The sequence below is a fragment of the uncultured Methanobrevibacter sp. genome (assembly GCF_946184425.1).
GTDB lineage: Archaea > Methanobacteriota > Methanobacteria > Methanobacteriales > Methanobacteriaceae > Methanocatella.
In genome coordinates this window covers 14,408-40,996 of record NZ_CAMHFP010000016.1, presented here as the reverse complement: position 1 = coordinate 40,996, position 26,589 = coordinate 14,408, and the positions used below count along the sequence as shown (strand labels likewise).

The following is a 26,589-nucleotide window of genomic DNA, read 5'->3' as shown; positions in this document are numbered from 1 at the left end:
GTGCTATCGCATCTATCGTTGTCGGAATCTTTTGTATTATTTTAACTGGAGGTATTTAAAATGTCTGCTGGTGGAAGTGCTGATGGTGCAGCTGCAGGTGCAGTAAGCTCAACAATGTTATTGGCTGTAGGTATTGTTGGTGCATTGATTGCTATTTATCTCGCTGGATTCTTAGGTGATTTAGGATCTGTTATTGCAGGTCTTGGTGCTGTTTGTGCAATTGTATGGGGAGCAGATGCTATTCGTAGAGTAGCTAGTTACGGATTAGGTACTGGTGTACCATCTATTGGTTACATGTCTTTATCTGTTGGTGTTATCTCTGCTTTAGCAGGTATTAGTTTAGCAACTATTTTAAAAATGGCTATTATTGGACCAATTGCAGCTCTTGTTATTGCTATTATTATTGGTGCTATTATTGCAATAGTCGCAACTAAAATTGTAGGAATGAAAATACCTATTATGCTTCAATGTACTATTGAAATTGCAGGTGCAGCAACCTTATCAATTCTCGCATTCTCTGTTGCAATTGCAGGTACATATAACATGGCTGCTGTTTACGAACACGTTGTTGCTACTGGTTTCATTGCAGTATTATTTATCTTATGTACTATGGCTATCCAACATCCATTCAACGCATGTTTAGGGCCTAACGAAGATCAATTAAGAACTTTAAAATGTGCATTATCAACCGCATTCTTATCAATGACTCTCGTTGGTCTTTTATCTGTAACTTCAGGTGGATTTGGTTGGTTCATTGTATTTATAGTAGGTTTAATTGGTTGGATTATTTCATTCAGAGCATTCGTATTAGCTTCATGTAATGATGCAGCTTCAACCAAATGGGCTGGTTTATGGCCTAAAGTAGAAAATTAGATTAGGAGGAATTAAGTATGGCTCAAATGTTACCTATGATTCAGGTAGTACCTGAAATGAATTTCGCATTAGACCCTTCAACTGGGGTTATCGGATCATCTTTAGGTTCAGGAATTGTTCTCCTATCTATGGATGAAGTAGACGAACAAGTAGCAAAAGTCGAATTGGCTGCTGATGAATTAATGGCTTCATTAGACCCATATACAAGTCCTGTTGGATCTTACCCTGGAAGGGAAGGTTCTTATGTTACTGCAGGATTATTAACTAACATGGTATATGGTTTCTTATTAGCTACATTCATTATATTTGCTGCATTACCAATCTTACAAGTGATGGGGGTTTTATAGATGGCTGATAAAAAAGCTCCTGCAGATGGCTGGCCGGTTATTAGTGGAGACTACATTGTCGGTGATCCTGAAAGCCCAGTTGCAGTAACAACATTAGCTTCTCACATTGAAGCTGAACTTTCTGGAGCAGCAATTGCAGGTCCATGTAAAACAGAAAACTTAGGAATAGAAAAAGTTGTAGCAAACATTATTTCAAACCCTAATATTCGTTTCTTAATATTAGCTGGTGCTGAAGTACAAGGACACATTACAGGTCAAAGTTTTAAAGCTTTACACGAAAATGGTGCAGATCCTGATAAAAAGAAAATTATAGGCGCAACTGGTGCTATTCCGTTTGTTGAAAATGTTCCTTTAGATGGTGTTGAAAGATTCCAACAACAATTAGAAATTGTTGACTTAATTGACACAGAAGATATTGGAGCAATTCAATCAAAAATTAATGAATGTGTAGAAAAAGATCCAGGTGCTTTCGAAGAAGAAGCAATGGTCATTTCTGTTGACGAAGACGACGGAGAGGAAGAAGAAGGAGAAGCAATTAAAGTTGTTTCTGCTGAAACTGCTCTTATCGAATCAAGAATTAGGGATATTAACACAAAAATCGATATGGTCGGTGCTGTTCAAAGAAATATGGCTGGTAATTATGCTGGTAAAGTCCAAGGTATCATGATTGGATTAGCATTTACCTTAATTATTGGAACTTTATTCTTGTTATTCTAGGGGGATAGATTATGGTACAAATTTCAAACAAACCAAATATAAATGGAATGAAAACTGCAGCTGATGATGCTGAATACAGTTCAAAACTCCTTGCAAGAGAAGGTAAATTATTTGCTGGTTTACTTGCAACCAGATTTAAAGGTTTTGCTTATGGTGCTTGTATTGCAGTACTTTTAATCGTAATTATTCCTTTAATTGCAAAATTAGCAGGATTTTAGAGGTGTTTATTTATGAGTGATGAAAATTCAATACCTCAAGTAATGGTTTCAACTGATGATGTCAATAATGCTATTTCAAGATTAAATGAAGCAGAAGAAAAAGTTGATTTCACTGTTGGAGAATATTATCAACGTTTAGGCCAACAAACTGGTAGAGATGTTGGAATATTATATGGTATTATAATTGGATTAATGATTTTAATTGTAGCTATTAAATTCGGAGTAACTACAATGTTGTCAACCTTATTATAGGAGGTTTATACTTATGTTTAGATTTGAGAAAGAACAACTCGTCGTAGATATTGCTGGAGTAAAAATGGGAGGACAACCTGGTGAATATCCTACTGTTTTAGCAGGAACTATCTTCTACGGCGGACACAATATTATTAGTGATGAAAAAGAAGGTATCTTTGATAAAGATGCTGCTGAAGAAAGAATTAAAACTATGGAAGAAATGTCCGATGTAACAGGAAACCCTTGTGTTGTACAAACTTTCGGTGCTACTCCTGAAGCAATGGTAAAATACTTAGAATTTGTTGGTGACATCTGTGACAAACCTTTCCTTATAGATTCAACCGCAGCTGCTGCAAAAATTGCAGGTGTAGAATATGTTCAAGATGTAGGTTTATGTGAAAGAGCTGTTTACAACTCTATAAGTATGGCAGCAGAACCTGGTGAAATTGAAGCAGTTAAAAACTCAGACATCGATGCATCCATTCTCTTAGGTTTCAACCCAATGACTCCTGGTGTAGAAGGAAAAATCGAAATTTGGGAAACTGGTGGATCTGTAATTGACCAAGGTATTCTCGAAATGGCTGATGAATGTGGAATTACTAAACCATGGATGGATGTAGCAGTTACTCCATTAGGTCAAGGTGCTGGTCCTGCAGTAAGAACTTCTTTCGCTGTAAAATCTAAATGGGGATACCCAGTAGGTTCTGGTATCCACAACGTTCCATCCGCATGGGACTGGTTAAGAGGATACAAAAAAGAACACAAAGAAGCATGGCCTGTTTGTGATATAGGTTCTAACATTGTTCAACAAATGGCTGGAGGAGACTTCGTTCTCTTTGGACCTATCGAAAACGCAAAACTTGCTTTCCCTGCTTGTGGTATGGCTGATATTATGATTGCTGAAGCAGCAAAAGATATCGGTACTGAACCTGTAGAAGAACACCCAATTAACAAATTATTATAAACAAAAAGGGTCCCGATTAGATGATTTATTTCATCTAATCTTTTTTTTATATTAATTTTACTTTTTTTCAATTGATTTCAACTAATTTTTAAGAATTTTTTAATAAAATTTATATTATCTTAAAAAGAGATTATTAATTAACTTTATATTTTGGAGAGATTGATAATGTCTTTTTTAAGTAAAATTTTTAATAAAGGTCCTAAACCTATAATTGCTCATTCTAAAGAAGGTAATTTAGCTACTTTAAAAGCTCAAAGAGCAGGCCCTGCAAGTCCTGGTGCTGTTCAAAAGCCAGATACTTTTTATGTAACTGCTTCTGTTGAATTGGGAAATACCACTACTAAATCCATTGTAATGGCTACTAATTTAAACACTAGTGAATCTTATTTGTTAAATAAAACTGTTAAAATGACTAGGGATATCAGACCTCCTAAACCTTCAGAAGAAGTTTTCGGTAAAACTGTTTGGGGTATTGAACTTTCTAAAGAGGCCGTCACTGAACTTATTAGAGATACTGTTTTGGAATCTCTTAGAAAATGTCATGTTGATAAAGATGAGGATTTGGATTTTGTAGTAAGATCTACAGGTGTAACTGCTGGTTTTGCCACTGCTGAAGAAGCGGGTCAATTAATTATTGCTCTTGCTGATGGTTGTCTTGAAGCTGACATACCTCCACGTAAGATGTCTCCGGCAATGAGTATTTCTCAACTTCCAGAAAGGCTACAAAAACATTCTCTTTTAGAAAATATTTTATTTGATGGAGCTGTTGTTAGTGTAGTTCCTCCAGAAGGTAAAGAAACTGTTGCAAATGAAATGGAAGGGGAACTTGTAACAGCTGGAATTAAATTAGGTGCTAAATGGACTGATGTGGATTACAGAAATCCTTGTGTTTCTCTAGACTTCGGTTCCACATTGGCAGGACGTATTGTTAATGATAATGAACCTTATGCTAATACTGTTGGTAACTTTTTAGGTCTTGCGGGTGTTGTAAGTGATTCACTTGCAAGAGGTTCTGGAATGATTGATAAGAAAAATGGAGCAGCTTTGGATTTATATGATGAAAAGGCAATCAAAAAGGCTGATCGTAAAAAAGCTGAGGCTAATGCTTTGGAAGCTCATAAATTAATTAATATCACTAAAGTTCCAATGGATGTTGAAAGATTTGGAACTGTTCCAGTCAATCCTGAGGCTGCAGAAAAAGCGGGCACTACTTTAATTGGTTGTGATGTTGGATTTAATGGTGATAAACTTCCTGAATTAATGGAACTGGGTGCTCAATTCTATGATGCTGATGGCCTTCCAACTTTACTTTCAACTTTGGATTATGTAAGTACTAATATTGTTAAAAGAGTTTTAGATGTTGCGTTCAAGGAAAATGTTATTGTTCCGGGTTCTGCTTTAGGTATCACTGGTAGGGCAGGTATTACTGGACGCAAACCTGAGCTTATTTTGGAAGCTGTTCAGGATAAATTTGAAAATGTCGTTTTTGTAGAAGATGGTCTTGCATTAGGTTCCGCTATTATGGCTCGTTGTATGAATTCAATGGGTACTCCTAAAGTTCCTATTGGTGGAAAACAAGGTGGAAGATGTATTCTTAAAGATCGTATGAAAATGGCAGGCGGTAAATTCGCTTAAATTTTAATGTGGTTTGTCATGATTTATGCAATTTTGATGGCGGGAGGTAGAGGAACCAGACTGAAAGTTCCTTGTGAAAAGCCTCTTTTCAAATTACATGATAAACCTTTAATTAAATATGTCATTGATAATGTAAATCACTCTAAATTAATCGATAAATTGGTTATTGCTGTCAGTCCTAACACGACCAAAACTATTGATTATTTGAATTCGATAGATGGTGACTTTCAAATTTTGGATACTTCTGGTGATGACTATTTGACGGATTTGTCTTTTATTTTGGAATATTTTGAAAAACAGTCTTGTGATGATATTTTACTTTTTATAAATGCAGATTTACCATTTATATCCACTGAAACTATTGATTATGTTTTGAAGTATTATTTAAGTTCCAATAAGGATGCATTGTCCATTTTAGTTCCAGTAGAGATTTTTGAAAATTTGGGTCTTGAATATTCTTATGAGTTCAATGGTAATGTTCCTTCCGGATTAAATGTTTTAAGAAGCATTAATATTGTTCAAGAGGAAGAACAGTTGGTTATTCCAAAAGTTGAGTTGGCATTAAATATTAATACAATTCCAGATAGCAAAGTTGCCGAAAAATTATACAATGAATATTATGTTTAAATATAATGAAGTTAAATATTTATATAACTAAATTTAATTTTTATCAGGTGATTCAATGGAAAATAAACAAATTCCAAAAAGAGAAGAAAAACTATGGAGTGAAATTAAAAATTATCAAGTAGCTACCAATAATGCACGTATCCTTGGAGTCTTGGATGAATTAATTATCAACGAAAAAACTGGTAAAATTGTTGATATCGCTATTAGAGTAGAAAGTGATCGTAATATTCATGTAAAAGGTGCTAAAAGAAATGGCGACTTATTGTTAGTTCCTTTTGCTAAAGTTGAAAAAGTCGGCGAATTTATTATTGTAACTGAATAATTCAGTTATCCTATTTTTTTTATTTATTCATTTTTATTTTGTTGATATTTTTTTTATATATACTGTTAAGTATTTATATTTAGTAAATTAAAGTTATATTAGTATAACAAATTCATATTTATTTTTTAAAGGTGATTATATGTTGCTTGAAATTGAAAATTTAGCTGTTGAAGTAGCTGGAAAAAGGGTTTTGAAAGATATTAACCTTTCAATTGCTGAAGGAGAAACTCACGTTCTTTTAGGGCCAAATGGTGCTGGAAAAAGTACATTATTTTTAACAATATTGGGTTTTCCAAATTATAATGTAGTTAATGGTTCAATTAAATTCAAAGGTCAGGATATTACAAACCTTTCTACTGCAGAAAGAGTTAAATTAGGTATTGGAGTTAGTTTCCAAACACCTCCTGCAATTAGAGGAGTATCTGTGGGAGATTTATTAAAAATTGAATCTCATCAAGATGTCAATGAAGATTTGAATCCAAGAATGAAGGAATTAGCCAAAAAACTTAAATTTAGTGATGAATTTTTAGAAAGAGATGTAAATCTTGGATTTTCTGGTGGAGAAGTAAAACGTTCTGAAATTTTACAGTTGCTTGCTCAAATGCCTGATTTCACTATGTTTGATGAACCTGATTCAGGTGTGGATATTGAAAATGTGGAGTTACTGGCTTCAGAAATTGGAACTTTATTGGATAAAGATAAAAAACATGGTGCTAGAAAGAGAAGTGGACTTTTAATCACTCACTTAGGTTATATTTTAAACTTTGTTAATGCTGATAAAGCTCATGTTTTAATGAATGGTGTTATTTCCTGTTCTGGAAATCCAACTGAAATTTTAGAAGATATTAGGAAAAATGGTTTTAATGGATGTGTTGAGTGTGCGCAATGTTTATAGTGATGCTGAAAAAGCTAAAGATAAAAAAGCACCTTTAGGTGCAGATATTACTATTGAAAATTTCACTGATGAAACAGTTAATGCTTTAGATATGATTGATGATTTGGATGATTTAAACAATCAAACTAAAAAAGATCTTTTAAAAGTAGGTGTGGATACTGATGAAAAGAACAGATCAGGTTCATTTTTACAAGTTGACCAAAGTAATATTTTTACTAATAACTCCATATCTGATTCAATTGAAGTAATGAATATTGGTGTGGCATTGGATAAATATAGCTGGGTTGAAGATTACCTTTGGAATGTTGTTAAACCTGATGCGGATAAATACACTGCTAAAACTGCACTTCGTGAAGAAAAAGATGGTATTAAAAGTGGTTATTTTGTAAGGTCATTGCCTGGAACTAAAGAAGTAATGCCTGTTCAAGCTTGTATGTTTATTAGTGATACTGATATTATGCAAACTGCACACAATGTTATTATTGCTGAAGAAAACTCAGAATTGCACTTGATTACAGGTTGTGCAACTGGTGATGACATATCATCTGCGATGCACGTTGGTGTTTCTGAAATGTATTTAAAACCAGGTTCCAAAATCACATTTACAATGGTTCATAATTGGGCTGAAGAAGTTGAAGTACGTCCAAGAACTGGAATTAAATTGGGCGATAACTCAACTTACATTAATAATTATATTTTAACTAGTCCAGTAAGTACTATTCAATCTTTCCCTACAGCTTATTGTAATGGAAAAAATTCAAGAGCTATTTTCCAAAGTATTCAGGGTGGTAAAAAAGATTCCATTATTGATGTGGGATCAAGAGTTCTATTAAATGCTGAAGGTGCTCGTGGGGAAGTTATTTCTAGGGCGGTTGCTCAGGATGAATCTAAAATCTATGCTAGAGGGCACTTGGCCGGTACTGTACCTGATGTTAAAGGTCATTTGGAATGTCATGGATTAGTATTATCTGATGATAGTTTTATTTATGCGGTTCCTGAGCTTGAAGCTAGTTCTGCAAATCTTGAAATGTCTCATGAGGCTGCTGTTGGTAAAATATCTGAAGATGAGATTAATTATTTAACTTCTAGGGGTATTGATGAAGAAGATGCTGAATCCATGATTGTTAGAGGATTCTTAAATATGGATATCACTGGTCTTCCTGATGAATTAGCTCAGCAAACTCAAAATATGATTGATATGAGTCTTGATGGAATGTAATTCCATCTAATTTTTCTTTTTTTAGTCTAATTCTTTTTATTTTTGAAATTTTGTTTTATAGTATTTAAACTTTTTGGCTTATTTTTCTAAGTAACCTTTATATTAATTATTAATGAAATATATTAATCAGTACATAATGTTATGCTGAGCTAGCTCATTACGTACATAAATTGTGATTTTAAGGCATACCTAAACTTGTATTCCTTAAAAAAAAGATTTTAAAATTTTTTAAAAAACTTTAAAATTGGTTTTGAGAAACAGAAGTTTTTCAAAATTGGTAAAAAATATTTTATAGAGGAGGAGAAACTCTATGGCTGATGATGTAAAAATTGTAATGTTTTGTTGCAACTGGTGTTCCTATGGAGGAGCAGACACAGCAGGTACTGCAAGGATGCAATACCCACCGAATATTAGAGTTATTCGTGTAATGTGTTCTGGAAGAATTGACCCACAATTTGTTTTAAAAGCATTCCAAGAAGGTGCTGACGGGGTATTTGTAGCTGGATGTCACATGGGTGACTGCCACTATGATGCTGGAAACTACAAATTAGATCGTAGAATGAGATTAATTTATAAATTAGTCGAAGATATGGGAATTGGAAAAGAAAGAGTTCACCACGACTGGATTTCCGCATCCGAAGGTGAAAAATTCTCTCAAGCTGTTAAAATGATGGTTAGCAGAATTAAAGAATTAGGTCCAGCTCCATTAAAAGAACAATTAGATGCTGAAAGATAAATTGGAGGAGTTTAATATGGCAGATAAAGTTAAAATAGGAACTATGTGGTTAGGCGGATGTTCCGGTTGCCACTTATCCATTGCGGATTTCCACGAATCTTTAATTGATGTAATGGAATTCGCTGATTTTGAATTTTCCCCTGTACTCATGGATACTAAATATGATGAAGTACCTGAGTTAGACATTATTATTGTAGAAGGTGGAATCAGAAACGATGAAAACAGAGAATTAGCTGAAATGTTAAATGAAAAAGCTAACATGGTAATTTGTTACGGAACTTGTTCTTGCTACGGTGGTATTCCAGGTCTCGGAAACTTATGGACTGTAGAAGAATTAGAAGAAGAAGCATACATTAACTCTGTATCCACTGTAAACCCTGAAGGAATTATTCCTCACGAAGATGTACCTCATCTCGAAAGCAGAGTAAGACCTTTAAGTGAATGTATGGATATTGACTTAATGATTCCAGGTTGCCCACCTCGTTCAGATGTTGTAGCAGAAGCTATTTTAACATTATTAAGAGGAGAAACAATCGAATTACCTTCAACTAACCTTTGTGAAGTATGTCCTAGAGAAAAACCACCTGCTGGTTTAGCAATGGACTTTATTAAAAGACAATTTGAATTAGGCGCTCCTGAACCTGATTTATGTTTAATTACCCAAGGTTTAGTATGTATGGGTCCTGCAACCGTATCCTTATGTGGAGCAGAATGTCCTTCCATTGGTATCCCATGTAGAGGATGTTACGGTCCTACTGCTAAAGTATTAGACCAAGGAGCAAAAATGATCAGTGCTATTGCATCTGACTACGGTGTAAATGAAGATAAAACAGTTGATCCTGAAACTGTAGCTGATCAATTAGATGATATTGTAGGTACTTTCTACAGTTACACATTACCTGCTGCTTTAGTACCAATGAAAATGCAGAAAGGAGGAGAATAAAATGGTTAAGCTTACTATGGAACCTGTCACTCGTATTGAAGGACACGCAAAAATTACCGTACATCTCGACGATGCGGGAAATGTTGAAGAAACAAGATTACATGTTATGGAATTCAGAGGTTTTGAAAAATTCTTAACTGGTCGTCCTGTTGAAGAATTACCAAGACTTGTACCTAGAATTTGTGGTATTTGTGATGTACAACACCACTTAGCAGCTGCAAAAGCAGTTGACCAAATTTTCGGTTTCAAAGATGAAGAAATCTTACCTACTGCATACAGAATGAGAGAAATTATGAACTGGGGTTCATACATGCACTCCCACGCGCTTCACTTCTACTTCTTAGCAGCACCAGATTTAATCATTCCTAACGGAACCAGAAAAACTAGAAATGTTTTCCAAGTAATTAAAGACATGCCTGAAATTGCACTCCAAGCAATTAACATCAGAAGAAACGGTTTAGAAATGGTTAGAAAAATAGGTGGTCGTCCTATTCACCCTACCTCATCCACTCCTGGTGGTATTTCTACCGAATTAGATGCTGATACTCAAAAAGATTTACTTGAAAGAGCTAAACAAAACGTAGAATTAGCACAAGCTACTCTCGATTTAGCTATTCCAATATTTGAAGAAAAAATCGATTTAGTTTCCTCATTAGGTAACTTCGGTGACACCAGACACTGTGGTCTCGTTAAAGAAGATGGAACTTGGGATGTATATAATGGTAAAGTCAGAATCAAAGACAAAGATGGTAGTGACCTTCTCGAATACAAAAACGAAGAGTACACCGACATTGTTGCTGAACACGTAAAACCTTACTCCTGGTTAAAATTCCCTTACATTAAAGAATTAGGATACCCAGAAGGTATTTACAGAGTTGCACCATTATCTAGGATTAATGTTTGTGACCAAATGCCTAAAGAAGCACCTCTCGCACAAGAAGCTCTTAAAGCTTTCCGTGATGCTTTCGGATATGCTCAAGCACCATTATTATTCAACTATGCTAGACTCATTGAATTATTAGCATCTGCTGAATGTGCTGCTGCAGCATTAGAAGAAGATTTATCCGGTAAAAAATTCCCTGATGAATTAGAAAGAACTGCTGGTGAAGGTGTAGGTATTGTAGAAGCTCCTCGTGGTACTTTAATCCACCACTACGAATCCGATGAAAATGGTTTAACTTCCAAAGCTAACATTGTTGTAGCAACTATCCAAAACAACCCAGCTATGGAAATGGGTATTCACCAAGTAGCTAAAGATTACATCAAACCTGGTGTAGAAGTAGATGACAGCATTTTCAACTTAATGGAAATGGTTATCAGAGCTTACGACCCATGTTTATCTTGTGCTACCCACACAATGGATAGCCAAATGAGATTAGCTGAAGTAGATATTGTAGACAGTGAAGGAAACCTCATTAAAAAATTCTAAATTTAAGGGGGTTTTTATAAATGATAGTATTTAATGAAGATGGCTGTATAAAATGTGGTGCTTGTGAAGGAACTTGTCCTACATCAGCTATTGAGGTAACACCTGACTCTATTATTCACTGTGATACTTGTGGTGAAGAACCAAAATGTGCAGACGTTTGTCCACAAGGTGCATTAAAAGTAGAAGAATACGAAATCGCTGAAGGAGTAACTCAAGCAAGATTAGTATTCAACTCTATTTTATGTGACTCCTGTGGTAAATGTGAAGAAGTTTGCCCACAAGAAACAATTAAAGTTACTGGTGAAAAATTAAAAGAAGTTGAAGGTTTCTGTGTAATGTGTCAAAAATGTGTTGACATTTGCCCAGTTGATGTAATTGGAATTCCTGGTGTCAAAGAACCTGCTGAATATGAGTTAGATCTCAAAGGAAAAGGTCCTGTTTACATCAAAGATTGTGTTGGATGTGGAACTTGTGTAGATCCTTGTCCTGTAAATGCAATCACTCTTGAAGAAGTTGGAAGTCCTGTTACTGTAAATGATGACTGTATTAGATGTGGTTTATGTTCTCAAACCTGTCCTTGGAATGCAATATTCATTGCTGAAAAAGTACCAGTCAAACGTTCTAAAGAAATCCAATCTTTCACTTTTGATTCCGCTAAATGTATCGGATGTAACACTTGTGTAGAAGCATGTCCTGGTGATTTCATTGCTGCTAACAGTGCTAGTTTAACTGTTGCAATCCCTAGTGTATGTGCTGCATGTGGTTTATGTGTAAAACTTTGTCCTGTTGATGCATTAGATATTGATGTAGAATGGGGTGAAGGTGCACCTGTTGATGCAGAAGGTATCGGAAGAGATGTAGAAAAATGTGATTTCATTGGTGCATGTGCTAACAAATGTCCTACTCAAGCAATTCGTGTAGTTACCAAAACTGGTATGTCCTGCCCTGCTTTAGTAGAAACTGATGCGGAACCATCATTCACTAGTTGTATTAGATGTGGAGCTTGTGCTTCAGTATGTTCCAACGATGCATTAAAAGTTGAAAAATACGAAATCACTATTGATGGAGAAGCTGTACTTAGAGACAGAATCTTATTCAACCCATCTAAATGTGACCAATGTGGTGACTGTATCGAAGCATGTCCATACGATATGCTCCACAAAACAGAAGATCCTAAATTACCAATTGCAGGATTCTGTACTTTATGTGGTCAATGTATGGAAGCATGTCCTGAAGACGCATTATGTTATAAATAGGTGTGAAAACACACCTTTTTATTTTTCTTTTTTTTAAAATTAGTTATAATTTATCCATTACTGCTTTTCCATTAACTATTGTCATTACTGGCATTCCAATATACTTCATACCATCAAATGGAGAATATTCTGCTTTTGTTTCAAATTCTTCAATATTGAAAATGCCTTCTCTTTTTAAATCAATTACTGTAAAATCAGCATCTTTTCCAATGCTTATTTCACCTTTGTTTTCAAGTTGATATACTTTTGAAGCATTTTGTGAAAATATTTTTGGTATGATTTTTAAATTTATATTTCCTTTATTGACTTCTGTTAAAAGTAATGGAACAACTGTTTCCAAGTTTGGTATGCCTGGTGATGAATTCCAAACTCCTTTTTGCTTATCTTCCATTGTATGTGGTGCATGGTCTGTTCCAATTATTGAATTTTCATCTATATCATTAATGTTTATGCTGTCTTGTTTTTCTCTGAGTGGGGGATTAGTTTTTATGAATGTGTCATATATATTGTATGCAGTATTGTCAAGTAATAAATGGTGTGGTGTAAATTCCCAACTTACTGCTTGTATTTTACTTGCATTTTTTGCAAAGTTTAATGATTTCCTTGAACTTAAATGGCAGATATGCAAAGATAAATTATTTGCTCTTGCAAGTTCAATAGCTTGCTTTACAGATTCGTCTTCAGATTTTGCAGGCCTAGCATAACTGTAATCAATTGCCTTATTTTCGTCTTTTTCCTTTAATTTTGAAGTTTCAGTTTCAACAATGGATTTTTTTTCACAATGTGTTGATACAATTCCATTATAATTGGTTTCATCTCTTAAAATAGAGAGATTGTGAAAATTATTTTCTAGACTTTCGTCACTTTCCAAATCCATAAATATTTTGAATGCAATTGGCTTCAATTCCATCATTTTTTTCATTTCTTCCAGGGTGTTTGTTCCAGCTAGCAATTCAAAATTAACCACTGATTTGGATTCCGCTATTTTGATTTTTTCTTTAAGTGCTTTATAGGTATTTGTTTTTGGGACGGTATTGGGCATGTCAAACACTGTTGTGAATCCTCCGTTTGCAGCACTTAAACTGCCAGTTTTAAAATTTTCTTTTTGAGTTAAACCTGGATCTCTAAAGTGTATATGCGGGTCAATAAAACCTGGGAGAATAAAATTATTTTTAATGTCAATACTTTCACTTGCTTCAATAGGTGTTTTGGAGATGTCTGTAATTTTTCCATCATTAACTTTTATGAAATATTCTCCTGCCTTATCAACTAATCTGCAATTTTTTATTACTAAATCCATGTTTTAACTCCTTATGTTTGAATTATTATATAGATTTATATTTTTTAAAACATAAGTTTTTTTTAATTTAATATGTATATCTTAATATATGTCTCAAGTTTCATCTATTCTAAAAAGGGATATGGAATTATTTAACAAAGATTTAGATAGTGAATATATTATTTCGGATACGACTTCCGACATTGACCTGGTTGCCGATTTCACTGAATACAATCCGTTGCATAATGGTCATTTTCATTGTATGAAAACTGCTAAAAATCATTTTCCTGACTCGTTATTTGTTGCTATTGTACCGGGCTTATTTGAGAGAAGTGGTAGAGGTATTCCATATATACTTCCAAGGGAATTGAGAGCAGAAATCGCAATTTCTGTAGGTGCAGATATTGTTGTTGAAGGTCCTCCTATGGGAATTATGGGTTCTGGGCAATATTCTTTATGTCTTTGTAAAATGTTTAAGGCATTGAATACATCTTATATTCCGAGGGGTTATAAAAAAGTTGATGGATTTGATGAAATCTTAAAGAGAGTTAATATGGGTCATCATGTGGCTCCAAAACCTTATAAAATAGTTGACAAGACCACTGGTGAAATTCTTTTAAGGGATAAACTTGAGGAAGATAATTACGTAATAGCTTCTTTTGCTAATTCTTTATCAAAAATAGGGTTTGATTTCAAAGACAAATTCCTTTTTGTTGAAAGAATTGGAGGTGTTAGTGGTACATTGATAAGGCAGAGTATTGTTGAAGATAATTTCAGTAATGTCTTAGATATGATGCCTCAAAAAACTGTTGAAGTATTGAAAAAATCTATTAAAGAGGATTCTATTATTTATGGTATTCGTGATGAAGATTCTATTTTAAATACTGCTAATAATTATGATTTTGAAGAATTATCTAGTTTAAATCTATTTAATGATAAATTAGCTCGGAATATAATTGATAATGGACCTTTCAATAGTGTTGATGAATTAAAAGAATCAATACTTTTTGGGTTTTCCACACATTTTAAACAGCGTGTAATAAGTATTTTAGAAAATCCGATTAAAAAAAGTAAGATTTCCGAATATATCGATGGTTATCCATCCAATATTCGGATTTTAGGATATAAAAATGAAGAGTGTTTGGAAAGATTCAATCAAAAAATAAATAATGAAAATATTTCATTATTTTAACCAGTTTTGGTTAAGATGTTATTAATAACATTCTGTGGATTTGTAAGTCCAAATATTGCATCTGTGAATGTAGGATAACTTGCATGTAAGAAGAACAAGTAAATTAAGTAATAAACTACAACCAGAATAACTATGACCAATATTATTGTTAATAATATGTCGACAGCGCCCATTGGTTCTTTTTCTTCTTGATAGTTTAAATTATGGATGTTTTCATTATTCTTAATATCCTTTTTAGAATATTCAGGTTCAATACCTTGTTCTTTCAATATTTCTGCTCTTATCCTTGCTTCCATTTCTTCAGGAGTTTCAGGTCTTGCTCTTTTCTGATCTTTTGCAGGTGTTTCACTAGGTTTGTAAGGTTTTCTAGTTAATGAACCAAATTGTTCTTCATCTTTTGCAAGTTGCTCGTTTAATGGAACTTCTTTTTCATCGAAGTATAAATCATCCAAATATTTTTCATATTTGTCTTCTAAGTCTACTCGAGCACTTGTTGGTTGTGGTTCATATGAGTGATCTGGATAAATGTATTCCTCTTCAACTACTTGTTGAATATTTGTTGGTTCTTCTGCATAGATTTCAGCACCATTTTGAACAACATTTTGTGGTTTTTCATTTTCTGAGAAATATGATGATTCTAATCCTCCTGTGTAATTGATATTTTCTTTAATGTTATATGGTGAATCTTCACTGATTTTTTGATATTCTTGAGTGATAGGTTCTTCAGGAGTGTAAATTACTTCTTCTTTTGTGTCGTAAATATTTTCTACAGGTGGTTCATTAACCGGTGCTTTTTCGACTGGTGGTTCTTCAACTGGTGCTTTTTCGACTGGTGGTTCTTCAACTGGTGCTTTTTCGACTGGTGTTTCTTTAATTGGTTCTGAGGTATTATTTTCTAATCCTATTCCTACAATTTTCTGCAAACAGTCTTTACAATAAATTTTTCCTGCAATTTCCAAACCACATTCTTTACAAATTGGTTTTCCACATATTGCACAAATGTCTGTGCTTTCTCTTTCTGGATGATAATGACATGCCATATTTAAACACTCTCTCAATTTAATTAAAATAATATTTTAATATCTTTTTTTTTATTTATATAAAACTTGCTATTATGGGCTTTTTTTATAGAAATCTGGTAATAATTTTTTTTTTATTTGATTAAATGTTTGTAAAAAAAAGAAGATATTTTTTTAATGTTATTTGAAAACTTGAAAGTTATCTAATTATCTTTTTCGGTGTTTCCAATAATTTTTTCGGACACTATTTCGGAAGCTATTAAATCATCTGCTGTTGTTAGGAAACTTCCGAGATTTTTTGAAGTAATTTCATAGTTAATTTTATTGTTTGATAAATTTGATTTGAGATAATCTTCATTATCCACTTCCAAACTATCATATATGAGTTTGGCGTTTTTTTCATTTTTATAATTGAATGTTATTTTTCCAGATATTTTCATAATATCACTATAATATAAATATGTTATTTTATTTTAAAATATTTTTGTCATAAATTTTAAAAATATGGTAACCTTTATTAATAACTAAATCAATATATTTAAGTATTCTATTATATTACGATATATAATTTACATATAGCTATTTTCAATTTCATTTATTCATAGCTATTTTTTTAATTAAAACATGTTAAACATGTTATGTTTATTTCGGAGGAATAATAATGGTTCGTGCTTATACTAGAAGAGATTATATTAGAAAAACACCAAATTCAAGAATCGTACAGTATGATATGGGAAACTTAAAAGATGAATTTCCGGTTTCCGTAAGTTTAGCTGTTAAAAAACCGGCTCAAATTAGACACAATTCTTTAGAAGCTGCAAGGATTGCTTCTAACAGATTAATGCAAAGGGCTGCTGGAAGAATGGGTTATCACTTGAAATTAAGAGTTTACCCACATCAAATCGTAAGAGAAAACCCAATGGCAACTGGTGCAGGTGCGGATAGGGTACAAAGTGGTATGAGAAACGCTTTTGGTAAACCAATTAGTGTTGAAGCTATTGTTAAAAAAGATCAAAGAATCATCACTATTGATTGTCAAAAAAAGAACTTTGAAGAAGCTAAAGTCGCATTAAAAAGAGCAGGTATGAAAATACCAGTTCCATGTAAAATTGTTGTCGACAAAGGTCAAGATTTAGTTAAATAGATTTTTTTAACTAACTTTTTTTTCTACTTTTTTTATACTTTTTATTTTTTTACTATTTTTTCTGATTTATTTCATTAAATATTTAAACATTGAAAATTATATATAAAAATAATATTGGCTATTTTATTATGTCAATGTGATATATTTTTAATCCAAGAGGTTATATTTCATGTATGTTATAAAATTTGAGGATTTAAGTAAATCTGATATTGGGATTGCAGGTGGAAAAGGTGCTAATTTGGGTGAATTAACTCAAGCAGGCATTCCAGTACCGCCAGGTTTTGTAGTAACTGCGCAAGCTTATGAAAAATTTATGGATGAAGCCGGAATTAATGATAAGGTCATGAGTATTCTTGAAGAAATTGATATTAATGATACAAAAGCTCTTCAAGCTGCTGCTGAAGAAATTAAAACAATCATTAATGAAGCTCCTATTCCAGAAGATATGATTGTATTAATTCTTGAAGCTTACAATCAACTTTGTCAAAGAGTTGGTGAAGATGACACTGATGTTGCTATACGTTCTTCAGCCACTGCTGAAGATTTGCCTGAAGCTTCATTTGCAGGTCAACAAGATACTTTCTTGCATGTTTCAGGTGATGAAGAAGTAATTGAATACATCAGAAAATGTTGGGCTTCTTTATTTGAAGCTAGAGCTATTTTCTACAGAGAAGAAAATAATTTTGAACATTCTAAAGTATATATCGCGGTTGTTGTTCAAAAAATGGCTAATGCTGATAAAGCAGGAGTAATGTTTACAGTTAATCCATCAACTGGTGAAGAAATTGCATTGATTGAAGGATCTTGGGGACTTGGTGAAGCAGTTGTATCTGGAGATGTAACTCCTGATAACTATCAAGTTGATAAAAAAGACAATGAAATTGTCAATGTCACAATCAGTGATAAAAAAGTCATGTACACTAATGATGAAAATGGTACTAGTGTGAAAGTTGATGTTCCTGAAGAAAAAAGAAAAGAAAGGGTATTGTCTGATGAAGAGCTAATTGAATTAACTGAAATGGGTAAAAGGGTTCAAGCTCATTATGGTGAACCAATGGATACTGAATGGGCTTTTGAAAGAAATAATTTGTTCTTATTGCAAGCAAGGCCTATAACTACTTTAGGTGATGTTGATGTGGATGAAGGAAGTGAATCATCTGATTTAGGCGATGTTCTTGTAAGGGGTCTTGGTGCAAGTCCTGGTATGGCTTCAGGTAAGGTTAAAATTGTTTTAGATATTGATGAATTAGATAAAATCAAAGATGGTGACATAATGGTTACAACCATGACCACTCCTGATATGGTTCCAGCTATGAGAAGAGCAAGTGGTATTGTAACTGATGAAGGTGGAGTAACTTGCCATGCATCCATCATTTCTCGTGAACTCGGTATTCCTTGTGTAGTGGGAACCGGTGATGCTACAGCAACTTTAGAAGAAAATTCTGGTGTTACTTTAGATGGTAAAAAAGGTTTAGTATTTGAAGGAATTTCAAAAACTGAAGATGCATCTGCTCCGGTTGCTGGTGTAAGTGTTGAAGCAGCTCCATTAATTACTGTAACTGAAGTAAAAGCAAATGTAAGTATGCCTGAAGCAGCAGCTAAGGCTGCAGCTACTGGTGCTGATGGTGTCGGACTTTTAAGGACAGAACATTTAATGTTGACTGCAGGTATTCACCCTGGAAAATTCATTGCTGATGGAAAAGAAGATGAATTAATTGATACCATTGCAGAAAACGTCATGATTGTAGCTGATGAATTTTATCCAAAACCAGTATGGTATAGAACTTTAGATGCTCCTACTGATGAATTCATTACTTTGGAAGGTGGAGAAAACGAACCTGAAGAACACAACCCAATGCTTGGTTGGAGAGGAATTAGAAGAGAATTAGACCAACCTGAAATTCTCAAATGTGAATTCAAGGCTATTAAAAAATTACATGAACAAGGTTACACTAACATTGGAATAATGATTCCATTATCTCAAAGTCCTGATGAACTCAGACAAGCTAAAGCACTTTGTTCTGAAGTAGGTTTAGAACCTCACAAAGATGTTGACTTTGGTATGATGGTGGAAATTCCTGCTGCAGCTTTAACTATTGAAGATTATATTGATGTAGGTATTGACTTTGTAAGTTTAGGTACAAATGACTTGACCCAATACACTCTTGCGGTTGACAGAAACAATGAATTTGTAGCTAAACATTATACTGAAGAACATCCTGCGGTAATGAAATTAATTGAAAGAACCATTAAAAAATGTGTTGAAGCAGGAGTTACCTGCAGTATTTGTGGTCAAGCAGGCAGTGTTCCTCATATTGTTGAAAAACTTGTTGGATTTGGAATCACTAGTGTATCTTCAAATACTGATGCAGTAGCAGAAGTTAGAAAAACTGTTGCTAGAGCTGAACAAAAAATTATTCTCGACGCTGCTCGTAAACGTTTAGAATAATTTTATTCTTTCTTTTTTTTATTTTTATTTAGATTATTTATTCTCATAGGTTATTTTATGCAAGATGAACCAATAGACAAGGAAATTATTTTAAATGAATTAATGGAGTTACATAAATTAGATTATAATTACGCTGATGGAAGGATTTTAGGTTCAATGTGTACTGAAGCACATCCATTTGCTAAGGAAGTTTATTGTAAGTTTTTAGATACTAATTTAGGGGATCCTGGTTTATTTAAAGGAACTAAACATATTGAAAATGATGTAATAAAGTTTATTGGTAATTTGTTATCTCTTGAAAAACCTTATGGTAATATTGTCACTGGAGGTACTGAAGCCAACCTCATGGCTATTCGCGCTGCCAGAAATCATGCCCGAAAATATAAGGGCATCGTTGATGGGGAAATAATCATTCCTGATTCTGCCCATTTTTCATTTAAAAAAGCAGCGGACATGCTTAATTTAAAAATTGTGGAAGCTGAATTGGGTGATGATTTTAGGATTAATGTTGAATCAGTTAAAAATGCTATTTCAGAGAATACTGTAGCTATTGTGGCTATAGCCGGAACAACCGAATTAGGTTTGATTGATCCTATAGAAGAAATTTCCAAAATCGCTCATGAAAATAATATTTATTTTCATGTTGATGCTGCATTTGGAGGATTTTCAATTCCTTTTTTAAAGGAAGCCGGTTATGAATTGCCCGTTTTTGATTTTTCATTGGAAGGGGTTTGTTCAATCACTGTCGATCCGCATAAAATGGGTTTGGCACCTATTCCTGCTGGGGGGATTATATTCAGAAAAAAAGAATATTTGCAGGTAATGGCTATTGATTCACCATATTTAACAGTTAAAACTCAATCAACTATTGTCGGAACTCGTTTAGGTGCTTCTTCAGCAGCTACTTATGCAATCATGAAATATTTCGGTAAAAAGGGTTATTCCAAAATTGCTCAAAATTTAATGGAAAATACTTATTTTTTAAAGGAAGGTTTGGAAAACATTGGATATGATGTTGTCTGTGAGCCTGAATTAAATATTTTGGCGTTTAACCATCCAAATATTGAAGCTCATGATTTTGCAAAAAAATTAGATGAATTAGGTTGGAAAGTTTCTGTTGCCAAATGTCCTATTGCGATTCGTATAGTGTTGATGAATCATATTAAAAAAAGTCATTTAAAAGAATTGTTAGAAGATTTGGAAAAAATCTACTAACTATGATTCTTCTATATTTTCCACATACATCAATGGGTAGTTAAGTTCTTCAATAAATTCTATACGTATTGTTGCCTTAACATTGTCCACCTTTGTAAATATCCTAACGTCCAGCATATCTCCTGTAAGTGAAGTATAGTCAAATTCGGTCATGGATTCTTCTAGTTTATCGAATCTAATTTCAACTTCAACGTCATCAATTGCAGGTTGCAATTTTAAGGATTCTTCCATGCTTGTTTCTAGACTTTTTTTGGAATTTTTATTTACTGGAGTTCCAACGAATTGGTGGAATAATGCACCCATACTTATTGCACCTTCAAATATAGCTCTTTCTCTTTTTGTAATGTTTGAAAAATACTTTTCATCTACATCCATTATATTCCTCCATTTAAGAAAATTATTTTATCATATATCATTCCGGATGGGATTGGATTGATGCAACAATAAAATAAAATTGCGGAAACAATTAGGATAGTTGCTAAAATGTAAATTCTATTATCCTTAGGATAGAAAAAGCTAAATACGAGTCCAATAATTAAAAATATTGCAGTTATGATTAATGCATTTGATTCTTGAGGATTGTTTTTAAGAATTGCATCATTTATTGGATTTGTTTCACTTAATTCTCCGTGAATTATTAATCTATTTTCAGTTGAACCGATTGGGTCACATGTAATTAAATAAGCACTGTTTCCTCCTTCCTGTGCACTGAGTTGGTATGTTGCGGGAACTATTGTAGTGTTAATAACTTTATATTTCAGCTCTCCAATACCCGGCCATTCTAAAATGAATGAATCTCCGTTATGAAGTTCATTAAGTCTTAAAAATGGTGATCCCTGAAGGGTTCTATGTCCAAATAATAACACATCTCCACTGTCCGGAGTGTATGAGTTTAATTCATGTAATACGCCCTGATCAAGGGTTTCATTATTAATTTTCTCTTGAACACCAATTGATGGAATTACAATTACTGGAGATTCAATATTTCTCTCAATACTTATTTTAGATGAAAAATAGTTAACCTCTCCCATTGCATATAATCCTATTATTAGGATGCAAATTATGACTATAATAGTCATGATACTTGGTTTGTTCATATTATCACTTTTTTATATTCTAATAATAATAGTTTTTATTAATTTTATATATAGTTTTCTTAATTTGCATATGTGGAACTTATTTCATTTATCATCCAGTCGGGGGCATTGGTTGTCGGAATGGTTAACACAATATTGTCCATATTATTCAACATAAAATTTACTTTATCCTGAGGTGTTTCAATTAGGAGCATATATTGAGCATCCAAATCCCCTAAATTTATCTGTCTTTCGTAATTTGATAGTTTGATTCCATAATTTTTAAGCAGTTCAAATGTTTCTTTTTCATTATATCCGTTCATCATGCTTCCTTTAATCATCTCCAAAACATTTGAAGAAAATTTTTTAGAATTTTCCTGAGGATTTGTAATATTTCCGTGCACATTCATTTTTGATTTTGAATATTCAGAGTCTACTTCCCCATTTTCCTCATATCTCATAATAGACAGAACTGTGCATCCGCTGATGTCCGGATTGGTGTTGTTTGAAGGTAATTCATCATAAGTATTATTTAAATTGGTGTATATGTCCACAATACTTCCAACGTTCACTAGTCCTGCACCGGCCTGAAGTCTTGAAACTAATATAGGCACAGAGACGGTGTTCGGTTTTTCAAATTTTATTTTGGACAATATTGTTGCATCATTTTCATTAACAATTTTAATTGCATCATTTTGTGACATTATGACATTTTTACTTTCATTTGAATAAACAGCCATTGTTCTGTTATATTTATCTATGTTTGTGTGTATTGCCTTTTGATGATATGATTTCCAGTCTTTTGTAGCGGGAGTTAAAATATCTATCATTTCAATTTCTTCAATATTTTTTCCATTTTTTATTTTATTTTCTAAATTCATTTCATTAGGGGATATGGCCAGTGCTCCGGTATATAATTCATGAAGTTCGTTTAATTTGGTTGTTTTTTCCAAAGATAATTCTTTCTGAGTAGGTTCATAAATTAAAAAATAGTATGCTGAGATTATTAAAGTAAATAATATTAAAATGGTTATTATTACTCCAATTTTTCTCTTTTTTTCATTTTCACTTATGTTTGTATCACTGGGATTTAAGTAAACTCCAAGTTTATGATTAAATTTTTTCAATAGTGATAATTCATCATCTTTCGGTTTTGGTTTTGGTAAAATATTGTTTAATTCTTCAGGTTGTTTAAAACCTTTAGAATATGGATCTCTTGGTTTTTTATTATTCATTTTAACTACTCCTTTTTAATTTTGATGGTTAATTTAATTAATAGGAGTAAATTGGTCTCATTTTTTAATTAAATTAATAATGAGGTAGTATAAACAGAATAATAATAATATTAAAGCGGGTACATTAACTCCGTATAATATTGTGGGGACTGGTAATATGATGAGGATTATCAAAATACAAGAAATTGCAATTGCTGGCAGATTTGAAAATTTGGGGTATTTAACATTGCTGATCATTAGAACTGACACTAATGCTACTAATAATAATGTCAAATATATGTTATATAATCCGCTTAAATATAATGTGGCAACTATAAATGAGATTCCTGGTATGGGAAATCCAATAAAATCGCTTGTTTCAATGTGGTCTGATATTACATTATATCTAGTTAATCTTAAAACACCGCAAATAACAATTAATAAGCTAACAAGTATTACAAGTATCTGCATTGGCATTGATGTGGTGTTAATTGAGGTATAAATAAATATTGCAGGTGCTACACCAAAGGATACGATATCTGATAGAGAATCTATATTTTTTCCAAATCCTAAACTATCATCTCTGTTTAGTTTTCGAGCTACCCAACCATCTATGGAGTCAAATATAATTGCTGCAATCAGCAATAATGCTGATAATTCAAAATGATTGTTGATTGAGCATATTATTGATAAAAATCCAGAACTCATATTTAACAATGAAATAATGTCTGATATTGCTATAAAACTTTGAATATTGGTCCTTTCAATTTTCATATTTCGACTCCAGTAATACTTTTTACTTCATATCTTATTAACTTTGTCTTGTAATTCGACTTATTAATACTTATATTTATATTTAATTATTTATAAGTGTTATTTTTTATCTATGGAATATATTTATCTATTGTTTTTAAATTTAATTGTCTTTTAATTAATTTTATTCAATTTTAATATTGATTTCGTTTAGAATTTTATTAATAATTGAAATTTATTTATTTTTTTTATAAAATAACCATAAAAGATAAAATATATATAATAATAGTATGAAAAAATATTAATTGTTAGACTTTAAAAATAGCTATATTGTTAATATTTTAAATGGTTAATTTTAATTGTTTTTTAATTTTAACGTTTATTTTTAAAGTTAATCTGACTTAATTAATATAATGTGAGTAGTTCAATGATTGAAGATAATATACGTATCCTTAGGCAAGCTGCAAGAATCACCACTGATAGTTCTTATAAAATCGAAAAAAGTTGGTGTGTTATTGCAGGTAATGCTGATTTAATCGATGCAATGGCTTATAAGGCAATAGCTTCTAATCATAATGTTAAAATCTTGTTTAGGGAGCATGTTATATTAAAAGAGGGTAAATTGGATAAAAAATTTGATTTTATCATGCTTTATGGGAATTCTATAAGTATGAATGATTTCAAAAATGAAACTAAAAAAAGAGGTGGGGCTTTTATAGATATTCCTCGTAATTATTTGGGCGAAGAACCTAATTTGATGGCTTTTGTTGCTCCAGATAATATAATTAGGAATGTTGTGTCCCTCATTGAAAAATCCAAAATTTCTTTTGCCATACTGCAGGAATCACAGACTACTGGTTTCATTAATATTGATTTAAGTAATGAAGTAAAATTACCAAACTTCATCAAATCTGCTTTGAAGCCGTTTTACAATGCTAATGAAGTTGTTTTATCTACTATTTTAATTTCAGTAGATAAAGATGAATATGTTAAAAAGGTTCAAAGTATCGCTACATCAAATAAAATTTTCGTTATAGATTTTAAAGATATTGTAACGGAGGAATAATCATGAATATTTTTGGAAAGGATGAGGAAGAACCACAAGTTGCTAATACCAAAGTTATTAGTAATAGTTTAGGAATTGATTTAGGAACTTTAAACACTGTTATCGCTAAACCTTCAGGTGATAAATTTGATTTATATCAAATTCCATCTGTAGTTGCTGTTAAAAAAGACGACCCTTCTGAAGTGTTAGCTGTTGGAGAAGAGGCTAAAAGAATGCTTGGAAGAACTCCTGAGGACATACTTGCTGTAAGACCTTTGAAAAAAGGAGTTATTGAAAATGTTGTTCAAGCACAAGCATTACTCATTAAGGCAATGCAAATAGGTATTAATGAAGGTGAAAGTGTTGGAAGAATTGTTATTGGAATTCCTGGAGATGCATCTGAAGTAGAAAAGAATGCTGCTGAAGAAATTGGTAGAAAAGCAGGTGCACAAAATATTTTAGTAATCAGTGAAGGATTGGCGGCTGCTATCGGTGCAGGTTTACCTATTGCTGAACCAAATGGTACTATGGTTATTGATATTGGTGCCGGTTCTACTGATATTGTGATTATCTCTCTTGGTGGTATTAATGACATTGAAACCGTTAGATGCGGTGGAGATGATATTGATAATAAAATAGTAGAACTTGTTGCAGAAAAATATGATGTAGCTATTGGTATTCATGATGCAGAATCCGCAAAAATGGAAGTGGGTATGGTTCACTGTTCCGAACAACTTGAAAACTTAAGTGTTGAAGTTATTGGTAAATCTTTAGAAACTAACAGGCCTAAAAAAGTTGTTATTGACTCAATGTTAGTTGCTGACGCTGTAGAACCATATATGCAACAAATTGTTGATGGATTAAATGTGATTCTAGAAAGATTATCTCCTGAATTGATGATGGGCGTTTACAATAATGCGGTTGCTGTTGGAGGAAGTTCCAGACTTCGTGGATTAAAAGAAAGGATTTTTGATGAAATTTCCATTCCTGTCGAAATTTCCGAAGATCCAATGACTGTTGTTGCGAAAGGTACTGCTATTGTTGCTGCAGAACCTCTTGCATTAGAACCTGAAGTTCGTCTTCGAGCTATGAAATAAATATTATATTTATTTCTTTTTTAACTTTTTTTTACTGATTTTTATGGATATTTTAGGTATTGATGAAGCGGGTCGTGGCTCTGTTTTAGGGCCTATGGTTATTGCAGGAGTTATCATTCCTGAAAAGATGGAAAAGGTTCTTGAAAGGATGGGGGTTAAGGATTCGAAAAGATTAACTCCAAATAGACGTACTATTCTATCAAGAAAATTAAAAAAAATGTTTGATTATGAAATTGTTGTTATTTCAGCTTTAGAAATTGATCAAATGAGAGCTGATGGAATAAATCTTAATGATATTGAAAAAAATGCAATGAGGGATTTAATAATAAAGTTAAATCCTGAAAAAGCTATTGTTGATGCTGTTGACGTAAAAGCAGAAAGATTTCAAAATAACCTTTGTGAATCTACTGGGGTCAATGTTATTGCTGAACATAAAGCAGATGACAAATATATGGAAGTAAGTGCGGCTTCTATAATAGCTAAAGCAGAAAGAGATGCTCAAATTGTTGAAATAAATAAGGATTTTATTAAGATGGGTGGTATTGGTTCCGGATATCCGTCTGACCCCACAACAAAAAAATTTTTAACTAATTATACCTATGATGAAATGCCTGATTTTGTTAGAAGGTCTTGGGCTACTGTTTCTAAAATGAAATAATTTTATTTATTTTAAATAATATTTAAGTATGTG

The 26,589-nt window shown here is 32.6% G+C and carries 29 protein-coding genes; 22 read left to right on the top strand and 7 right to left on the bottom strand.

Annotated features, from left to right (window positions below; translation table 11 throughout):
• Nucleotides 1-60: 60 nt before the first annotated feature.
• The 15 genes from mtrC to Q0P94_RS04910 all read left to right on the top strand — a co-directional run bounded on the left by mtrC (nt 61) and on the right by Q0P94_RS04910 (nt 12,415).
• Nucleotides 61-873, top strand: a complete 813-nt coding sequence (gene mtrC / locus Q0P94_RS04980; RefSeq protein WP_295114379.1) for a tetrahydromethanopterin S-methyltransferase subunit MtrC — start codon at nt 61-63, stop codon at nt 871-873.
• A 17-nt stretch (nt 874-890) separates the two neighbouring features.
• Nucleotides 891-1,220: a tetrahydromethanopterin S-methyltransferase subunit B gene (locus tag Q0P94_RS04975; RefSeq protein WP_295114378.1), complete on the top strand. Its 330-nt coding sequence runs from the start codon at nt 891-893 to the stop codon at nt 1,218-1,220.
• Nucleotides 1,221-1,937 (top strand): tetrahydromethanopterin S-methyltransferase subunit A, encoded by a 717-nt coding sequence (gene mtrA / locus Q0P94_RS04970; protein ID WP_295114377.1) that lies wholly within the window; start codon nt 1,221-1,223, stop codon nt 1,935-1,937.
• Between the two features lie 11 nt (nt 1,938-1,948).
• Nucleotides 1,949-2,155: a tetrahydromethanopterin S-methyltransferase subunit F gene (locus Q0P94_RS04965; RefSeq protein WP_295114376.1), complete on the top strand. Its 207-nt coding sequence runs from the start codon at nt 1,949-1,951 to the stop codon at nt 2,153-2,155.
• Nucleotides 2,156-2,167: 12 nt separating this feature from the next.
• Nucleotides 2,168-2,407, top strand: coding sequence for a tetrahydromethanopterin S-methyltransferase subunit MtrG (gene mtrG / locus Q0P94_RS04960; protein WP_295114375.1), 240 nt, complete (start codon nt 2,168-2,170; stop codon nt 2,405-2,407).
• 13 nt (nt 2,408-2,420) lie between these two features.
• Complete coding sequence (gene mtrH / locus Q0P94_RS04955) at nt 2,421-3,353, top strand: tetrahydromethanopterin S-methyltransferase subunit H (RefSeq protein ID WP_295114374.1); 933 nt, start codon at nt 2,421-2,423, stop codon at nt 3,351-3,353.
• A gap of 165 nt (nt 3,354-3,518) precedes the next feature.
• Complete coding sequence (locus Q0P94_RS04950) at nt 3,519-4,988, top strand: methanogenesis marker 14 protein (RefSeq protein ID WP_295114373.1); 1,470 nt, start codon at nt 3,519-3,521, stop codon at nt 4,986-4,988.
• 18 nt (nt 4,989-5,006) lie between these two features.
• The gene (locus Q0P94_RS04945; RefSeq protein ID WP_295114372.1) at nt 5,007-5,615 is read left to right on the top strand and encodes an NTP transferase domain-containing protein; all 609 of its coding nucleotides are present in this window, start codon (nt 5,007-5,009) and stop codon (nt 5,613-5,615) included.
• Between the two features lie 55 nt (nt 5,616-5,670).
• A complete protein-coding gene (locus Q0P94_RS04940; RefSeq protein ID WP_292606090.1) occupies nt 5,671-5,937 on the top strand; it encodes a PRC-barrel domain-containing protein in 267 nt (88 codons plus the stop codon).
• Nucleotides 5,938-6,076: 139 nt separating this feature from the next.
• Complete coding sequence (locus Q0P94_RS04935; protein ID WP_295114371.1) at nt 6,077-6,832, top strand: ABC transporter ATP-binding protein; 756 nt, start codon at nt 6,077-6,079, stop codon at nt 6,830-6,832.
• Nucleotides 6,801-8,051, top strand: a complete 1,251-nt coding sequence (locus tag Q0P94_RS04930) for a SufD family Fe-S cluster assembly protein (RefSeq protein WP_295114369.1) — start codon at nt 6,801-6,803, stop codon at nt 8,049-8,051. Before Q0P94_RS04935 ends, Q0P94_RS04930 begins: the two co-directional genes overlap by 32 nt.
• 310 nt (nt 8,052-8,361) lie before the next feature.
• On the top strand, nt 8,362-8,787 hold the full coding sequence (locus Q0P94_RS04925; protein WP_295114367.1) for a hydrogenase iron-sulfur subunit: 426 nt from the start codon (nt 8,362-8,364) through the stop codon (nt 8,785-8,787).
• A 16-nt stretch (nt 8,788-8,803) separates the two neighbouring features.
• Nucleotides 8,804-9,730 carry a F420-nonreducing hydrogenase gene (locus tag Q0P94_RS04920; protein WP_295114365.1) on the top strand — a complete coding sequence of 309 codons (927 nt, stop codon included), beginning with the start codon at nt 8,804-8,806 and terminating at the stop codon, nt 9,728-9,730.
• 1 nt (nt 9,731) lies between these two features.
• Nucleotides 9,732-11,159 carry a Ni/Fe hydrogenase subunit alpha gene (locus Q0P94_RS04915; RefSeq protein WP_295114363.1) on the top strand — a complete coding sequence of 476 codons (1,428 nt, stop codon included), beginning with the start codon at nt 9,732-9,734 and terminating at the stop codon, nt 11,157-11,159.
• A 20-nt stretch (nt 11,160-11,179) separates the two neighbouring features.
• On the top strand, nt 11,180-12,415 hold the full coding sequence (locus Q0P94_RS04910; protein ID WP_295114361.1) for a 4Fe-4S binding protein: 1,236 nt from the start codon (nt 11,180-11,182) through the stop codon (nt 12,413-12,415).
• A gap of 43 nt (nt 12,416-12,458) precedes the next feature.
• Here Q0P94_RS04910 and Q0P94_RS04905 read toward each other — a convergent pair whose 3' ends face one another.
• Nucleotides 12,459-13,715: a dihydroorotase family protein gene (locus Q0P94_RS04905; RefSeq protein WP_295114359.1), complete on the bottom strand. Its 1,257-nt coding sequence runs from the start codon at nt 13,713-13,715 to the stop codon at nt 12,459-12,461.
• An 88-nt stretch (nt 13,716-13,803) separates the two neighbouring features.
• Here Q0P94_RS04905 and Q0P94_RS04900 point away from each other — a divergent pair, with 88 nt between their 5' ends.
• On the top strand, nt 13,804-14,886 hold the full coding sequence (locus tag Q0P94_RS04900) for a nucleotidyltransferase family protein (protein WP_295114358.1): 1,083 nt from the start codon (nt 13,804-13,806) through the stop codon (nt 14,884-14,886).
• On the opposite strand, the gene Q0P94_RS04895 is transcribed toward Q0P94_RS04900, so the two are convergent.
• Both Q0P94_RS04895 and Q0P94_RS04890 read right to left on the bottom strand, forming a co-directional pair.
• On the bottom strand, nt 14,883-15,926 hold the full coding sequence (locus Q0P94_RS04895) for a hypothetical protein (protein WP_295114356.1): 1,044 nt from the start codon (nt 15,924-15,926) through the stop codon (nt 14,883-14,885). The genes Q0P94_RS04900 and Q0P94_RS04895 overlap by 4 nt on opposite strands.
• Before the next feature lie 182 nt (nt 15,927-16,108).
• The gene (locus Q0P94_RS04890; RefSeq protein WP_295114354.1) at nt 16,109-16,345 is read right to left on the bottom strand and encodes a KEOPS complex subunit Pcc1; all 237 of its coding nucleotides are present in this window, start codon (nt 16,343-16,345) and stop codon (nt 16,109-16,111) included.
• A 221-nt stretch (nt 16,346-16,566) separates the two neighbouring features.
• On the opposite strand from Q0P94_RS04890, the gene rplJ reads away from it, so the two are divergent.
• The 3 genes from rplJ to mfnA all read left to right on the top strand — a co-directional run bounded on the left by rplJ (nt 16,567) and on the right by mfnA (nt 20,713).
• Nucleotides 16,567-17,049, top strand: a complete 483-nt coding sequence (gene rplJ, locus Q0P94_RS04885; protein WP_295114352.1) for a 50S ribosomal protein L16 — start codon at nt 16,567-16,569, stop codon at nt 17,047-17,049.
• 169 nt (nt 17,050-17,218) lie between these two features.
• Complete coding sequence (gene ppsA / locus Q0P94_RS04880; RefSeq protein WP_295114350.1) at nt 17,219-19,498, top strand: phosphoenolpyruvate synthase; 2,280 nt, start codon at nt 17,219-17,221, stop codon at nt 19,496-19,498.
• 57 nt (nt 19,499-19,555) lie between these two features.
• Nucleotides 19,556-20,713 (top strand): tyrosine decarboxylase MfnA, encoded by a 1,158-nt coding sequence (mfnA, locus tag Q0P94_RS04875; protein WP_295114348.1) that lies wholly within the window; start codon nt 19,556-19,558, stop codon nt 20,711-20,713.
• Here mfnA and Q0P94_RS04870 read toward each other — a convergent pair whose 3' ends face one another.
• From Q0P94_RS04870 to Q0P94_RS04855, 4 genes are read right to left on the bottom strand one after another with little or no spacing between them, the layout of a single operon-like run.
• Nucleotides 20,714-21,088 (bottom strand): dihydroneopterin aldolase family protein, encoded by a 375-nt coding sequence (locus Q0P94_RS04870; RefSeq protein WP_295114346.1) that lies wholly within the window; start codon nt 21,086-21,088, stop codon nt 20,714-20,716.
• Nucleotides 21,088-21,810, bottom strand: coding sequence for a sortase (locus Q0P94_RS04865; RefSeq protein ID WP_295114345.1), 723 nt, complete (start codon nt 21,808-21,810; stop codon nt 21,088-21,090). The genes Q0P94_RS04870 and Q0P94_RS04865 overlap by 1 nt, the downstream gene beginning before the upstream one ends.
• A 59-nt stretch (nt 21,811-21,869) precedes the next feature.
• Nucleotides 21,870-23,024 (bottom strand): DUF515 domain-containing protein, encoded by a 1,155-nt coding sequence (locus Q0P94_RS04860; RefSeq protein WP_295114343.1) that lies wholly within the window; start codon nt 23,022-23,024, stop codon nt 21,870-21,872.
• 57 nt (nt 23,025-23,081) lie between these two features.
• Entirely contained in the window at nt 23,082-23,777 is a 696-nt protein-coding gene (locus Q0P94_RS04855; protein WP_295114341.1) for an archaetidylserine synthase, read from the bottom strand.
• Nucleotides 23,778-24,183: 406 nt separating this feature from the next.
• Here Q0P94_RS04855 and Q0P94_RS04850 point away from each other — a divergent pair, with 406 nt between their 5' ends.
• The 3 genes from Q0P94_RS04850 to rnhB are packed head-to-tail and all read left to right on the top strand — an operon-like array spanning nt 24,184 to nt 26,556.
• A complete protein-coding gene (locus tag Q0P94_RS04850) occupies nt 24,184-24,822 on the top strand; it encodes a hypothetical protein (protein ID WP_295114339.1) in 639 nt (212 codons plus the stop codon).
• 2 nt (nt 24,823-24,824) lie between these two features.
• The gene (locus Q0P94_RS04845) at nt 24,825-25,898 is read left to right on the top strand and encodes a rod shape-determining protein (protein WP_295114337.1); all 1,074 of its coding nucleotides are present in this window, start codon (nt 24,825-24,827) and stop codon (nt 25,896-25,898) included.
• Nucleotides 25,899-25,941: 43 nt separating this feature from the next.
• Nucleotides 25,942-26,556, top strand: a complete 615-nt coding sequence (rnhB, locus tag Q0P94_RS04840) for a ribonuclease HII (protein WP_295114335.1) — start codon at nt 25,942-25,944, stop codon at nt 26,554-26,556.
• The last annotated feature ends 33 nt before the right edge of the window (nt 26,557-26,589 follow it).